Raw genomic sequence first — 13,449 nt, 5'->3', positions numbered from 1 at the left:
CCTATCTTTGTGAATTCTGCGTGATGATTCCCTTAGTTTTTAATGAATATATGTCTTTTTAGCTTTACGAATGCACATTGAAAAAACAACCCATACTATTACAAATGCAATAAGGAAAATAACATTTACAAGTCTAGGAAATTCAACAACATTTGCATCATTAAGAAGTCCCTGGATACCGAAGATAACGCAAAATCCACCGAAAATGCCTGTCTTAGGCATCAAAAATGCTGAAAGGCCTTTAATATCGCTACATCTTGTAAGCTCCTCAGTTGTAATCATCATTGGGTCAACCTCACCACTTTTGGTGCATTTAATGCTTATAAACACCAGATACGCTCCAAGCAATCCGATGATAAGATCAAACACTGTGAAAAAATTCATATCCATTATTACTGTTCCCTCCAAAATCTTTAATCTTTTAATATTATAGCCAACATGGCTACTTTTTTCTATCCAAATCATGGTTATTATTGCCAATGTTAAATATTCTAGCAAATCCCACTACTTTGATGTTTTTCACTAAAAAATCAGATAATTACATTTGAATAATAGATATTGTTATTGTATTATTAATTTATAAAATGCAGGAGGAATAGGCTTTATGGACATTTCAAGTAAAAAAATCCTTGTATGCGATGATTCTATACTTGCAAGAAAGCAATTGATGGATGCTGTAAAAGAAATTGCCGATGGTGCCACCTTTATTGAAGGTAAAAATGGTTCTGAAGCGGTGGATTTATATAAGAGCGAAAAGCCTGATTTAGTTTTCATGGACATTGTAATGCCTGAAAAGGACGGCACTACCGCCCTTGCTGAAATCAGGGAATACGATAAAGATGCGGTTATCATTATCGTATCCTCAGTAGGCACGCAGGAGCAGCTGAAAAAGGCTATCCAGCTCGGCGCAAAAGACTTTATCCAGAAGCCTTTTGAGAAAAATCAAATTAAAGAAATCATTGAACTTCGACTTGGAGGGAAATAATTTATGTACACTCAATTCCTAGGTAATTATTTACTACAAAAGGGAATCGTAACTAAAGAGCAGCTTTTCAATGCAATGTCTCGTCTTCCTCAGACACATATAAAGCTCGGTACAATTGCAATCCACGAAGGTCTCATGACTGCCAATGAAGTTGACGAATGTCTCTATGTGCAAACTCGTGAAGACAAACGTTTCGGAGAGATTGCTGTTGAACGAGGCTATCTTTCTGATGAACAGGTTAACCAGCTTTTAGCTATGCAAACTCCAGAATTTCTTTTACTAGGACAGAACTTAGTTGAGGATGGTGTTTTTTCCTATGAAGAGCTGGAACGAATCATGTTTGACTACAGAAGTGAGGCTGAGCTCTATGACCTGAGCCTTGATGTAGAAAATCAGGAAGCTGTCGAGGCTATCATTTCAAAGTTTTTCCTCATGGCGGAGATTCCTCCAAATGAATTAAATATCATGTATCTTGAACTGATGTTTAACAGCCTGATACGTTTCATTGGCGAGGACTTCACTCCTCTCACACCAATGGTTATTGAGGAATTCCCTGTTACCTTCGGAGTTTCCCAGAATATATTCAGTGACCATGAATTTGAAACACATATTGACTGTGACAGAGAAACGGCAATCGCTTTCGCGTCGCGATATGCCAAGGAAGACTTCAACGAATTCAACGAATACATCGTTGCTTCCATGGAGGATTTCCTAAATCTCCACAACGGACTATTCATAGTAAATGTATCAAACCAGCTGTCGAAAGACATATCGCTTTCGCCACCTGAAGTCATCGAGGATGGTATCCTCTCAGGTCCTAACAAATGTGTCGACTTCCCAGTCGAATATCCATTTGGAACTGTACACCTTCTCGTGTGTTTCTAAATCTGGTAATGCACAAACTAAAGTGCCCCTCGTAGGCATCAAGCTCTTAGGTCTCTCAGTAAGACATGTAGTCGAACAGAGAGACTCTAAGGCTTGTAGCCGTAACGAGGGGCTTGTTATTTTAATTCGTGCGTAATGCATCGATCGGATTTAGGTTCGCTGCCTGATGGCTTGGCAAAATTCCAAATACGATGCCTATTACCATGGAAAAGACGACTGCGATGATTGCTGCTGGCCAGGATATAGCAACTGGTGTGCCGCTCATAATCGATATGATTTGCGCTAATCCGATGCCACTGGCAACTCCAAGTATTCCACCCATAGAGGTGAGCACCGCTGCCTCAGTCAAAAACTGAATCATTATCTTTCCTTTTCTGGCGCCGATTGCTTTCTTTAATCCTATCTCTGCGGTTCTCTCTGTAACGGAAACCAACATGATATTCATAACACCAATACCACCAACCAAAAGTGAAATTGCTGCAATCCAAATCAACATTGAATTGGTTGAAGATGAAAGCTGCTGAAGCTGCTGAGCCTGCTCAAGCAAATCCTTTGACTGATATTTAATTGAATCGTCAGTAGGGAAGATATTTGCATTTAAAATATCTGCAGTCTTCTTTCCTGCCGCTGTCATATCGTCTGTAGAATTCGCCCTAACCAGAACATTTTCCGGCTCATCATATCTATAGCTGATAGGCCAGTCAACAAGAGGAATATAAACTGTTCCTGACTCCTCCTGCTTATATGTTTCATAATCTGAAAGAGTATTGATTACTGGCTCAAAAGTTGAACGGCTGCGAACTACGCCAACTACCACGTAGGAATCTCCGCCAATTTCAATAACCTTACCTAAAGGATCCTCGTTTTGAAGAAGTCCAGAAACAAGTGGCTCATCAACAACACAAACCTTTCGATACTCCTTTATCTCAGAATCAGTGAAAAGTCTGCCCTCTTTTATAGTAAGGTTGGCTGTAGAAAAGTAATCCATTTCAACGCCCTTTACATAGCCACCACTCATAGACGTATTCTGATAGTAGACACCATCATATATCTGCCGGTTGGCGTAGCGGCTGGCAGACTTCACCTCTTCAATATCTTTAATCTGATTTAGAACATCGTCCGAAACCTGTGGAACTCCATAAGGAATACCGTTATAAGTCATTTCATAAGGCCAATCATTCTGATATAGCTGAATATCAACGGTGTTAGAACCAGAACCAATCAGGTTTTCCTTGATACGCTGATTTGTTCCCTCGATAGTTGAAACAATGGCAATGATAGCCGCTATACCAATAATAATACCAAGCATAGTCAAAAAGGATCTAAGCTTATGAGTCCAAATGCCTCGAAAGGCCAATCTAACATTTTCAAACATATTAACCTAAGCCTCCCTCAACACTATCAAAGTAATCTACCTGTTTGCACTGAATTCCCTCTTTTGCGCCATCGCCATAAGGAAAAGCAAGACAATCAGTTTCAGTAATTCCTGATTTAATTTCAGTCATCTCACCCCAAAGGGACTTGCCAATCTTTACATAAGTCTTCTCAAGAGTGCCAGCATCATTCATTCTCATTACAAAGCTGCCTGCAGCATCCTTTTTAATTAGGTAGTTTGGAATGTAAAGACCACTTGATTCCTGACCGCTAGGTGTGATGTTAATATCTACTGCACTGCCAATCTCGATTCCTGCATTTTTATCAAAGCTCGCCTTGAACTGATAATTGCTGCTATTTGAATTTCCATTTCCACCCCAGAAATTTCCACCGTCAGCTTCTGGTGTGTCACTTACTGATGTGATTACTGCCTCAGCAGAATTTCCCGTCTCCCAAGAACTGATTGAGACTGTATCGCCTATATTTACCTGATCCAAATAAAACTCGCCAATGCTTCCGCTAATGAAATAATTGTCAGTAGCTGTAATTATAAAGAATGGCTGATTGTAATTGAAGTTATTGGCAGTCTGAAGCTTCGAAATAGTGCCAGAAACCGTTGCAAGAACCTGACCATTGTCATCAGAATTAACCATGGTATCCAGCTCGTACTGAAGCTTTCTCAGATTAATATCCTGCTTTTTAATGGCATCCTCTTCCTCTGCAATAGCCTCTGCCAGCTGCTTTGCATTCATTCCATCAGGAACCTTGCGCTCGCTCTCGACTTCACCATCCAGAGTGTAATTGATTTCACCAACCACTTTACCTGTATCATAATCAAAATAGGTTGTACTTCTTAAATATTCAAAACTTCCTTCCAAGGTTTTTGGTTCCAGTTTATCTGAAGTTCTAATTAAGTCCTTGTCCTCTTCTGCAGAAAGTGTCTGCTCGTGGAATTCAGCTTTGCCCTCGCTATCTGTGGCATTAGTCTTTCTAAATATAACCATTTGGCTTGGCTTTCCATCTGGAGTAAAATATTCTACTGCCACCTTGCCTGAGGTAAATTCCTCTTCTCCCTTATAAGAAAAGTTTTCCCCATCCTTAACATAATATTCTACAGCCGATTTATAGGTGATTGTCTTGGTTACATCCTGTGAGTACACGTACTCCGGTGCAGGAGTGGTGTTCTCAAGTCTGGCCATCTTTATCTGCTCCACCTTAAGTGCCTGCTCAGCCTTCTGAATCTCAAGACGCTTATTATTAATATCCTTCGATTCCTTTTTGACAGTGAGAATCACCTGGCCTTCTTCAACATGTTCTCCTTCAGAAACGGCAACGCTCTGTATTTCTGCCCCCTTTGGAAGATATCCCATCTGCGCCTTTTCAGAAGTAACCTGTCCATAGCTTTGGATGGCATCACCCCAGAAATTCGTGTAGGCAACATTTTCAAGTGGAACTACCTGCGCTACCTTTTTGCCTTGCTTGTAGTTGTAGCCCACATAAAGACCAGCAACAATAAGTCCAATAATTACCAAAAGTATAAGGAGTCTTCTAAGAATCTTGCTCATTTTCCGCCTCCTCTAATCCATGAAATAGCTGACCATCCACAATTCTATAGGTCTTTTTTGCATGACTTGCTATGCCAGAATCATGAGTAATCATAATAATTGTAGTACCTTCATCATTAAGCTTCTGGAAAAGCTCCATAATTGCAGCACCTGACTTCTGATCAAGAGCTCCAGTCGGCTCATCAGCAAGGAGCACCTTTGGATTATTTACAATTGCTCTTGCAATGGCAACTCTCTGCTTCTGACCACCTGAAAGCTGGTCTGGTCTGAACTTTACTCTGTCTGCAAGACCAACTCTGGTGAGAGCCTCAATTGCCCTGCGCTCACGCTCCTTCTTTGGAACGCCTGCATAGCTTAAGGGAAGTGCCACATTTTCAATAGCATTTTCCTCGTTCATAAGATAAAAGCTCTGGAAAACGAATCCAATTGAATGCAAACGCAAATCAGAAAGCTGTCTGTCCTTCATTTTAAGAACATCCTTTTCTCCAAAGTAATAAACTCCCGAGGTTGGCTTATCAAGACATCCAATCACATTCATCAACGTACTTTTGCCTGAACCGGATGGTCCCATTATCGCTACGTACTCTCCTTCATCAACGGAGAGCGAAACATTATTCAAAGCAGGCACGGAAGTCTCTGTTCCAGATTCTCCGTAGACCTTATTAATATTTTCAAGCTTAACTATCATAACTACTCACCCTCTATACCGCTGACTGTGCCCATACCTTCAGTGAAATCTTCCATAGGGTATGCAATTTTAGTATCCTTGTCGATGCCAGAGATGGCATAAACCATCTGCTCCTCATAATACTCGCCAAGCTCTATTGACTTCTTTTCAAGATGTCCATTTTTATCTGCCCAAACGAAAGGATTTCCGTCATCATCGTAGGAAATATAATATTCATATATATAGGTTCCATCAGAGAAATCCATCTCAGGCGCATCTGTCTGACCAAGTTCAATATAAAGATGCTGTCCCATCATAAGACCATCACTGTTATCCAAAGTGACATAGAATGGATACTTGGTAGAATTGTCCTCTGAAGAACCGTCATAGCTGTTTGAATCGCTCTCCTGCTTGGTCTCGGTATCAATTTTTGTAATCTTACCGCTCCAGGTCTTTGACTTGTCAACGCGAGAACGAAGTGTAACAGGCTCGTCAATATTGATAGCCCACACATTCTGCTCATTAATCTGTCCTTTAACTCGCATCTCCTTGGATGCAAGAATTGTAATAAATGAACCATCTGAAGTATATGGATTTGTATCATCAGCAATCTTTGTGATGACTCCATCAACAGTAGATGTCACTGTGGAATTAGCAATCTTTTTCTTGTTTTCATCGATTTTTGCATTGGTGGAAGAAATGCTATTCTCCGCAATAGCGATGTCAGTTTTTAGACTTTCAATCTGGTTTGCAAGATCCTCACGATTATTTTTGTCCTCGTCAGATTGTCCCTTAATCTTGGCATAATCAGATGTGAGTTTTTCAATTGTTCTGTTGTATTCATTGATATTGATATTTGCTGTTTCTATATCAAAGCCATACTGAACATTCTCAGCCTCTAATGAATCTGACTTGTAAGAAAACAGTGGTGTTCCTACTGTAACTACGTCTCCCTCAGAAACAAGCAACTTATCAAGTTCACGCTCGGAGCTTTTGGTGACACTTGTGGTCTCCTGCCCCTCCACAATTCCCATGAAAACATTTGTAGAATATGAGCTGCTTGAACCCATAATATCAGACAGTGGCATTACATAGACTTCCGAAGAATCTGAAGATGTAACTGTATTAAATCCAAAGAAATTAGTTTTATAGGCCGCAAAGCCTCCTGCAGCCAAGGCTGCAATAAGAATTAATGCAACAATTTTCCTTTTCATAACATTATCCTTTCCCAAAAAAGTAAAACGGATGATACTGTTCTATCATCCGTAATACAGTTATATCATTTATAAAGGGGCAATGCAAGAAAATGCACTGCCCCTTATGTTAAAATTTGGTAAAAAACTATCGACACATGATAGTCTCTTTTGTCGATATGAATTTATCGGCCAGGCAGACAATCCAGGCCTCCCTGCTGCGTGGAACCTTTGTGAGATTCAAAGGCCACATGTGAGATTCAATAACTGACTGTGTACGCTTTCCAATTCCAAAATGACTTACAGCATTATTCATTGCCGTATTCGAATGAGAAAAGCCGTGAAGTCCGTGCCCACCATCTGTATAGTGCCAATCGTACAGGTAGTAATCATGAAGGAATGCACCTATGGTAAGGACCTTTTCGTCCCCTCCCAGATGGAGTCTTTTATTAATCCAATAGCTAAGTCTCGTAACACTTTCAACATGGTCATAAGTAGAAATCTTACCATGCTGAATGTAGTTTCTCATATTCTGAACTCTGTCATCATTCTTGATTGGCGCAAGAATGAAATTCAAGTCTGCCTCTTCTTCTGGTCTTAACTTCATAAAACAAAATACCTCAAAAACCACAAAATAAATAGCTTCCCATACCTTACCTTGAAGCTTGAATAGATTCTAGCAAATAAATATGACGATTGCGTGAAAGTCGGATGAAACTTTGAAAAACTATCTATATTTGTAATGTTTATCAGTATCTCGTCCATCATTGAAGGAGCCCATAACGATAATAGCCCCATCACTGTTCACCTCAGCAAGTCCTATCCTTGAGGAAACATCATCCTGACAGGAAATATAGAAAATATAAACATCCTCGCTAAAGAAATAGTCATATCTTTCCTCATCTGAAAGATTCTCCTCTATCTCCTCACAGCACTGCCCCTTATCAATAAGAAAGCGTCCCACATATTCCCTATCCATTCTGCCAAAGGTCACTGTGTAGCCCTGCTCCTCTGGAAAATCAAGTAAGAGCTGAGCCTCAGCCTCAGTTTCATTAGAAACAGGTACAAGCTCATTAGAAGAAACAACTGCCTCCTGAATAGGATTAATATCAGGAATACTACGCCAAAGACTCAAAATCCAAAGTTGGAAAAACAATAGCACAACTAAAAAAACAGTAAGAAGGCCCAATGCTATTTTTTTACGGTTAAGATTTATGGAAAAATGCTTGAAGTTCAAGCTAAATCCGGTCTTACTCTTTTCTTTAATCTTGAGTTTACTTTTTGCATAATCACTATTAAGAATGCTTTCCATGCAATTATGACAAATCACATGGTCCTCCGCAGGCTTGCCACAAATAACACAATCATCGCCGGTCTTCGTTCCAGCTGCTATGTCAAAAATTCTTGACTTAAATCGACGACCAAAAACAGAGACTAGAATCTGACGTTCATTTTCCAGTCTCAGAATACTCTCCACGACCTCCATTCTGGTGAAATCATACTTGGAATCGAGAGTGACCATGTAAAATAATTCCTGTTTTAATTTATAGTCGTCCATCTATTTCCCTTTATTTAAGTTACTTATTTGCTTTCGCATCCATTCCCTTAAAACAAAGGTACGCAAGAAGCTTATTATCTCTTTCCAAAACCTTACCTGCGAAAAGAATTCCTTCTCGTTCAACCTCTGCCCTAACGATGCGAGCAGTGATTGCCAAACTAAAATCTGTATCCTGGGCTACATCAGCAAAATTCACTTCCACAACATCACCGATAGTAACTCTATTGGCATTTCCTATGAAAGAGACACCGCTGTCACTTACATCAAGAACTTCAATTGAAAAACGCCTTCCATCTTCCATGCTGGCAGATCCAGGAGTCTTCACAATCACTCTGGAATCCTCACGCCTCTCGCTTGAAGCAGCAATTGTGCCAAAGGAGCTGGAATCAATTGCATAATAATCAACTCCCTTAAAATTCACAAGATTTACGCCAACATTCTTCCAAACCACGCGACCGCCTGTGTTTGGATCTATACAGTGAAGGGAAAACCTCATGCTTTTAGGGGAACCGTTTGTAAAGTCCACGACAGTTCCATTATAAACATAAGGCTTAACCAGAGCTCCTGTACCTGAGTTCGTCCCAACTACTTCAGTTTTAATTTCAAATGATGAACCGCCAATCATCACCTCTAGTGTGACAATCTGGCCAGCCACCAGCTGCTCTAATTTCATACTCTACTCCCCAAGTTTTGTTTATAATATTATATCTAATAATCGGCTATTTTAGGGAAAATCTTCATAAAAATTCCTTAAAAAACTGTGTTCTGCCTAGTTTTCTAGAGTTCTCATGGCAGCCTCTACCACATGCTTAACCAAAATACTTGTGGTTACACCGCCAACTCCACCTGGAACGGGAGTGATTGCCTCAACCAATTCTTCCACTTCATCAAAACGCACATCACCACAAAGCTTGCCCTTTTCGTCATTCCAGCTGATTCCAACATCGATAATAGTCTGACCTTCTGAAATAGTCTCCTTACCCACTGACTCCATCTGTCCTGTGGCAACAATCACAATATCTGCGTCCTTAGTAATTGAAGGAATATCGATAGTCTTGGTGTGGCAGATAGTAACTGTAGCATTCTCGTGCATAAGTAGCATTGCAACAGGACGGCCTATAACAAGCGAACGTCCAATAACAACCACTCTCTTACCCGTAAGTGAAATATCATAATGCTTAAGGATTTCCATAGCTGCCTCAGCAGTGCATGGAGCGAATCCAAGCTTTGTATTTGTAAATACTCCTGCCAGAGATAAATCTGTACATCCGTCCACATCCTTTGATGCCTTAAGCATTGCTCTAGCTTTTTCAGAATCAATATGCTTTGGAAGTGGTCTAAACATAAGGATGCCATGAATATTTGAATCGTTATTTAATTTTTCCAAGGTGTCAAAAAAAACCTTTTCGGAGATATCTTCAGGAAGCGCTGTGACTTCAACTTGAACTCCAACCTGCTCACACCTTTTAAGAGCGCCTCTTTCATAAGATAAATCATCAGCTCTTTCTCCAACACGAAGAATCCCAAGTGTCGGAGTAATACCTTTAGATTTTAAAGCATTCACCTCATTTATTAATTTATCATTTAACAATTCAACAACTTCTTTTCCTTTAAGTAACTTAGCCATTAGTCAAACTCCTATAATCTATTCCAAACATCTTTGTATATCTTCTGTGCCATTGGAAGATAACTCTCAAGCATAGAATTTACTTTGCTGTCAATATTCTGAGCATAAGCTCTATCATTCATAGATTTTGTATTAATCTTTACATTAACAGCTGCCCCCTTCAACGCCCCCTCTAAAAGAGCAACGCCTGTTGCAGCATCACTAATCATTATTACTGAGCCCTTGTCGGCAAACTGCCTTTGAAGCTCAATAGCCTGGCACGCCAGCTCCATAATTGTAAACGGAACCTTTGCAGCATCCTTCAGGCATTTTTCCATAATTTCGTCTCTTGTTGGATCTTCCTTTGGAATTCCGTATGCCTTCGAAAGCGGCTCAAAAGCTACCGCATCATCATCAATGCATTTAAGAAGGGCCATGCGGATTTCCTCTGCCTTTTCCATCAATCCCTTGATTTCATCCTCAACATCTGCATACTTTTTCTTTCCGATTGTGAATTCACCAACCATATCTCCGAGAGCAATGCCAATTGCCGCCACAAGTGCACTTGCGCCTCCACCTCCCGGTACTGAAGTCTTTGAAGCCAGCTGACTGGTAAAATCTGAAACACTAGAATTTTGTAAGCTCATAATCATTCTCTCCTATAAAACAAAACTCCAAAGCCTTGAAATAATTCAAAGCCTTGGAGCATTTAGACACTAATATAATCAAAGATGGTCATCTGATTTGAATCCGAAACAAGGGAATCGTAATATTCCTGTTCCTCAGCAGTCATCTCTCGATGAAATACGTATGTTTCCTGCTTGATTGTGCCATCCATGTCAAAATACAACTGCCTGTAATTATTGTTTTCCTTATCCATCATGTCGCGCAAAAGAAATCCTTTCAAGAAAACATTATAAGCATATTGTATGAGGGTTGCAAACCTTTTTATCTGCCCGAACGTCTTTCAAAACCTGAGTTGGTATAGTAATCCTTTTTTGCAGCATACATGTTGTCATCAGCAATACCACAAAGCCCATTTATATCAGCATTCGGATGTTCTCTGCGGCTTGCAACGCCCACAGAAACACTTATTTCATTAATGTACTGACCCTTGTATTCAGCGGTCAGCTTTTTGAAGGTATCAAGCCTTCTAACCAGTTCTGCTTGGCTAATTATCAGCATAGCGATAAACTCATCACCGCCCATGCGGCTAATAACACTGGTAGAATTTCCGCCAAAGGCCTTTTTGATGCAGTCCGCTGCGCCAACCAGCAGCTCATCACCAGCATCATGGCCTAAAGTATCATTCGTATATTTCAGGCGATTCACATCAAAATAGATAATAGTGGTATCAGGAGAAGGCTCCTTATCCTCTATAGCAGCAAGCTCCTCGTAGAAATATCGCCTGTTTGTAAGCTTTGTAAGCTCATCTGTATAAGCTAATTCCTTAACCTGAACAAGCTCTGCCTCTTCCTCGACCTTCAATCCAAGCCTTCGGTAAATCAGACCTATCTGAGTTGAAATATATATCATAAGACCAATGATGACAAAAATATTAAAATTGCTGTCTATATTGTTGATATACATTGCAAGAGCAACTACGCAAACAAGCAAAAACAGGCTATTTCCAATAGCAATAAGTCTTCTCTCACTCTTTCGCTTCTCAGCCTTAATACTCGTATAGGAATAATAGGCTACCACGAAAATCATAGCAATGTCTATAACATGAGCAATTACAACTATATCGCCCCAATCACAGACACCTATCAGACAAAGGATAAAGCATAGCACAATTGCCATGGCAAATACCCCATCTATAATATTGTCTGTTTTGCTAACTCTAAAATTAACTGCACGAACAAGCTCGAAAAATACAAGAGGAAGCAGCATAAATGAAACTATTTCAAGAATTGCAAAACCCGTACTGTTGCCAAAAACAATATAAGGCAGCCTTGTCCAGGTAAACAACCAAACGCCTGATAGAATAGAGAATAATCCAGCAAATAAAAGTGCTTCAAAGGAAAGTCTCCTTAAAACCAATGATTTCTTTATAATGAAATGAATTGCAATAAGAGTCTCTGTAATACCTGTAAACAAAAGTATTACAGAAAGCATTATTGTAACAGCTTCCTTCTTCAGAACTGCTATTCCATAGCCAGAACGGGTTGAGATTAGACAGTCATAAATTTCAGCGCCATAAAGAGCATTTTGAAGCTTTATTCTTGCAGTAATAGTTTTGCCCGAGTACTCAACCTTCATCGGAATATGTAATTCCTTTTTTCCAACATTAGTCTCTGAGCCAAACAGCCAATTATCCCGAGAACGATAAACCTCTACTCCATCCACAAATACAGAAGCGGTATCATAATAACACTTGATAATCAAATACTGATCACCATAAACCTGCGGTAAGGTATTTGTCATCTCAAACTCATCTCTGTTTGAATAAGGGAGCTCGATTTCAATACCATCAACAGTCCATTCTGTAGTGAACTCACGATAGTTCTCGTAAAATTTGGAATTCTCCTGATTAGAGTAGGCAAACCCAATGATTATAAAGAAAATAATCAATATAACATAGAGTATCGCTACTATCTTTTTTCTAAACCCATTGTCCATAACCCCCGTACTCCTCGCTCCAAAAACTATTTTTCAGGAACTTCTATACCAAACTCACTTGGTAAAAATCTTGGACAAACATTGTCTGAAGTAACAATTACTGATGCTGCAAGTGTAGAACCAATCTCGCAAGCCTCTTCCATTGTCTTTCCATAAGTAAGACCAATTGTAACACCAGCGAAGAAGGAATCACCTGCACCAGTGGTATCCTTTACGTCAACCTTTCTTGCTGGAGCAAATCCAGTATTGCCATCGATGTCAGCAAAAACTGCGCCCTGACCACCAAGAGTAACAATCATCTTCTTGATCTGTGCGCCCTGAATCTTCTTTGATAAAATCTCCTGCATCTCATCAGGTGTCTTCTCTGAATAATCATCCATGAAAAGAATGCCTGCTTCCTGCTGGTTACATACGAAACACTCAACATTCTTAAGGAAATCACGACGCTCAACAGCAATGCTCATGTTTGAAACAGCTGCATAAACCTTAAGATTATACTTCTCAGCATATTTAAACACTCTCTTGATAGTGTCCTTTTCCATATCAATTTCAAGGGCGATGCTGTCAGCATCCTTGAAAATCTCGTCACCCTGCTCATCTAAGATATTGTTAATCTCAGAAAGGTCTGGGCGCTTTGAAATAGAAGCAACCACATCACCATGATTATCAAAAACTGCAAGCCACTTTCCCATTCCATCTGGTGTACGACGAACAAAACGTGTATCAACCTTGTGGTTTTTAAGCTTATCTAAAACACCTGTACCAATTCCACTCTCGTCAACAAGGCTGACAAAAGTAGGTCTAAGCTCAACGTTTGCAATATCCTCAACGACGTTACGGCTAACACCACCGTGAACCTCTTCAACTGTTCCAACATTTCGACCAGCAGGAATATAGCTTGCTGTAGAATGTCCCTTAATATCAATAAAAACTGCGCCTAGTACTACGATACCCATATGATTTAATACTCCTTATCAAAAAAGTTCTTTAAAGT

At 39.9% G+C, this 13,449-nt stretch carries 15 protein-coding genes; 2 read left to right on the top strand and 13 right to left on the bottom strand.

The features are described from left to right. Positions 1-39: 39 nt before the first annotated feature. The gene (locus FXF36_RS11420) at positions 40-465 is read right to left on the bottom strand and encodes a hypothetical protein (RefSeq protein WP_151624189.1); all 426 of its coding nucleotides are present in this window, start codon (positions 463-465) and stop codon (positions 40-42) included. Positions 466-604: 139 nt separating this feature from the next. On the opposite strand from FXF36_RS11420, the gene FXF36_RS11415 reads away from it, so the two are divergent. Together FXF36_RS11415 and FXF36_RS11410 are read left to right on the top strand one after the other, a co-directional pair. Continuing rightward, positions 605-985, top strand: a complete 381-nt coding sequence (locus tag FXF36_RS11415) for a response regulator (RefSeq protein WP_151624188.1) — start codon at positions 605-607, stop codon at positions 983-985. Positions 986-988: 3 nt separating this feature from the next. After that, complete coding sequence (locus FXF36_RS11410) at positions 989-1,870, top strand: cyclic di-GMP-binding domain-containing protein, MshE-related (RefSeq protein WP_151624186.1); 882 nt, start codon at positions 989-991, stop codon at positions 1,868-1,870. Between the two features lie 121 nt (positions 1,871-1,991). Here FXF36_RS11410 and FXF36_RS11405 read toward each other — a convergent pair whose 3' ends face one another. The 12 genes from FXF36_RS11405 to FXF36_RS11355 form a co-directional block, all read right to left on the bottom strand. Beyond that, the gene (locus FXF36_RS11405; RefSeq protein ID WP_151624184.1) at positions 1,992-3,245 is read right to left on the bottom strand and encodes an ABC transporter permease; all 1,254 of its coding nucleotides are present in this window, start codon (positions 3,243-3,245) and stop codon (positions 1,992-1,994) included. A 1-nt stretch (position 3,246) separates the two neighbouring features. Beyond that, entirely contained in the window at positions 3,247-4,809 is a 1,563-nt protein-coding gene (locus FXF36_RS11400) for an HlyD family efflux transporter periplasmic adaptor subunit (RefSeq protein ID WP_151624182.1), read from the bottom strand. Further along, on the bottom strand, positions 4,793-5,497 hold the full coding sequence (locus FXF36_RS11395) for an ABC transporter ATP-binding protein (protein ID WP_151624180.1): 705 nt from the start codon (positions 5,495-5,497) through the stop codon (positions 4,793-4,795). The genes FXF36_RS11400 and FXF36_RS11395 overlap by 17 nt, the downstream gene beginning before the upstream one ends. 2 nt (positions 5,498-5,499) lie before the next feature. Continuing rightward, on the bottom strand, positions 5,500-6,690 hold the full coding sequence (locus FXF36_RS11390) for an efflux RND transporter periplasmic adaptor subunit (RefSeq protein ID WP_151624178.1): 1,191 nt from the start codon (positions 6,688-6,690) through the stop codon (positions 5,500-5,502). 127 nt (positions 6,691-6,817) lie between these two features. Next, positions 6,818-7,276: an HD domain-containing protein gene (locus FXF36_RS11385; RefSeq protein WP_151624176.1), complete on the bottom strand. Its 459-nt coding sequence runs from the start codon at positions 7,274-7,276 to the stop codon at positions 6,818-6,820. 120 nt (positions 7,277-7,396) lie between these two features. Beyond that, positions 7,397-8,227 (bottom strand): hypothetical protein, encoded by an 831-nt coding sequence (locus tag FXF36_RS11380; protein ID WP_151624174.1) that lies wholly within the window; start codon positions 8,225-8,227, stop codon positions 7,397-7,399. A gap of 19 nt (positions 8,228-8,246) precedes the next feature. Then, positions 8,247-8,900, bottom strand: coding sequence for a PilZ domain-containing protein (locus tag FXF36_RS11375; protein ID WP_151624172.1), 654 nt, complete (start codon positions 8,898-8,900; stop codon positions 8,247-8,249). A gap of 96 nt (positions 8,901-8,996) precedes the next feature. Further along, complete coding sequence (locus tag FXF36_RS11370; protein WP_151624170.1) at positions 8,997-9,854, bottom strand: bifunctional 5,10-methylenetetrahydrofolate dehydrogenase/5,10-methenyltetrahydrofolate cyclohydrolase; 858 nt, start codon at positions 9,852-9,854, stop codon at positions 8,997-8,999. 11 nt (positions 9,855-9,865) lie between these two features. Then, the gene (locus tag FXF36_RS11365; protein WP_151624169.1) at positions 9,866-10,480 is read right to left on the bottom strand and encodes a cyclodeaminase/cyclohydrolase family protein; all 615 of its coding nucleotides are present in this window, start codon (positions 10,478-10,480) and stop codon (positions 9,866-9,868) included. 62 nt (positions 10,481-10,542) lie between these two features. After that, on the bottom strand, positions 10,543-10,716 hold the full coding sequence (locus tag FXF36_RS16375) for a hypothetical protein (RefSeq protein ID WP_167511374.1): 174 nt from the start codon (positions 10,714-10,716) through the stop codon (positions 10,543-10,545). 65 nt (positions 10,717-10,781) lie between these two features. Further along, on the bottom strand, positions 10,782-12,455 hold the full coding sequence (locus FXF36_RS11360) for a GGDEF domain-containing protein (protein ID WP_151624167.1): 1,674 nt from the start codon (positions 12,453-12,455) through the stop codon (positions 10,782-10,784). A gap of 26 nt (positions 12,456-12,481) precedes the next feature. Beyond that, positions 12,482-13,411, bottom strand: coding sequence for a carbohydrate kinase family protein (locus tag FXF36_RS11355; RefSeq protein WP_151624165.1), 930 nt, complete (start codon positions 13,409-13,411; stop codon positions 12,482-12,484). Positions 13,412-13,449: the final 38 nt, after the last annotated feature.

Source organism: Pseudobutyrivibrio xylanivorans, from assembly GCF_008935055.1.
GTDB lineage: Bacteria > Bacillota > Clostridia > Lachnospirales > Lachnospiraceae > Pseudobutyrivibrio > Pseudobutyrivibrio xylanivorans_A.
The sequence above is the reverse complement of the archived record's forward strand: the minus strand, read 5'-3'. Positions and strand labels throughout refer to the sequence as shown.

What these genes read in the sequence shown, in the direction of transcription:
- FXF36_RS11370 (WP_151624170.1), bottom strand. Translation starts at nt 9,854, where the DNA reads ATGGCTAAGTTACTTAAAGGAAAAGAAGTTGTTGAATTGTTAAATGAT.
- FXF36_RS11415 (WP_151624188.1), top strand. Translation starts at nt 605, where the DNA reads ATGGACATTTCAAGTAAAAAAATCCTTGTATGCGATGATTCTATACTT.
- FXF36_RS11385 (WP_151624176.1), bottom strand. Translation starts at nt 7,276, where the DNA reads ATGAAGTTAAGACCAGAAGAAGAGGCAGACTTGAATTTCATTCTTGCG.
- FXF36_RS11405 (WP_151624184.1), bottom strand. Translation starts at nt 3,245, where the DNA reads ATGTTTGAAAATGTTAGATTGGCCTTTCGAGGCATTTGGACTCATAAG.
- FXF36_RS11375 (WP_151624172.1), bottom strand. Translation starts at nt 8,900, where the DNA reads ATGAAATTAGAGCAGCTGGTGGCTGGCCAGATTGTCACACTAGAGGTG.
- FXF36_RS11355 (WP_151624165.1), bottom strand. Translation starts at nt 13,411, where the DNA reads ATGGGTATCGTAGTACTAGGCGCAGTTTTTATTGATATTAAGGGACAT.
- FXF36_RS11400 (WP_151624182.1), bottom strand. Translation starts at nt 4,809, where the DNA reads ATGAGCAAGATTCTTAGAAGACTCCTTATACTTTTGGTAATTATTGGA.
- FXF36_RS16375 (WP_167511374.1), bottom strand. Translation starts at nt 10,716, where the DNA reads ATGATGGATAAGGAAAACAATAATTACAGGCAGTTGTATTTTGACATG.
- FXF36_RS11420 (WP_151624189.1), bottom strand. Translation starts at nt 465, where the DNA reads ATGATTTGGATAGAAAAAAGTAGCCATGTTGGCTATAATATTAAAAGA.
- FXF36_RS11410 (WP_151624186.1), top strand. Translation starts at nt 989, where the DNA reads ATGTACACTCAATTCCTAGGTAATTATTTACTACAAAAGGGAATCGTA.
- FXF36_RS11395 (WP_151624180.1), bottom strand. Translation starts at nt 5,497, where the DNA reads ATGATAGTTAAGCTTGAAAATATTAATAAGGTCTACGGAGAATCTGGA.
- FXF36_RS11390 (WP_151624178.1), bottom strand. Translation starts at nt 6,690, where the DNA reads ATGAAAAGGAAAATTGTTGCATTAATTCTTATTGCAGCCTTGGCTGCA.
- FXF36_RS11365 (WP_151624169.1), bottom strand. Translation starts at nt 10,480, where the DNA reads ATGAGCTTACAAAATTCTAGTGTTTCAGATTTTACCAGTCAGCTGGCT.
- FXF36_RS11380 (WP_151624174.1), bottom strand. Translation starts at nt 8,227, where the DNA reads ATGGACGACTATAAATTAAAACAGGAATTATTTTACATGGTCACTCTC.
- FXF36_RS11360 (WP_151624167.1), bottom strand. Translation starts at nt 12,455, where the DNA reads ATGGACAATGGGTTTAGAAAAAAGATAGTAGCGATACTCTATGTTATA.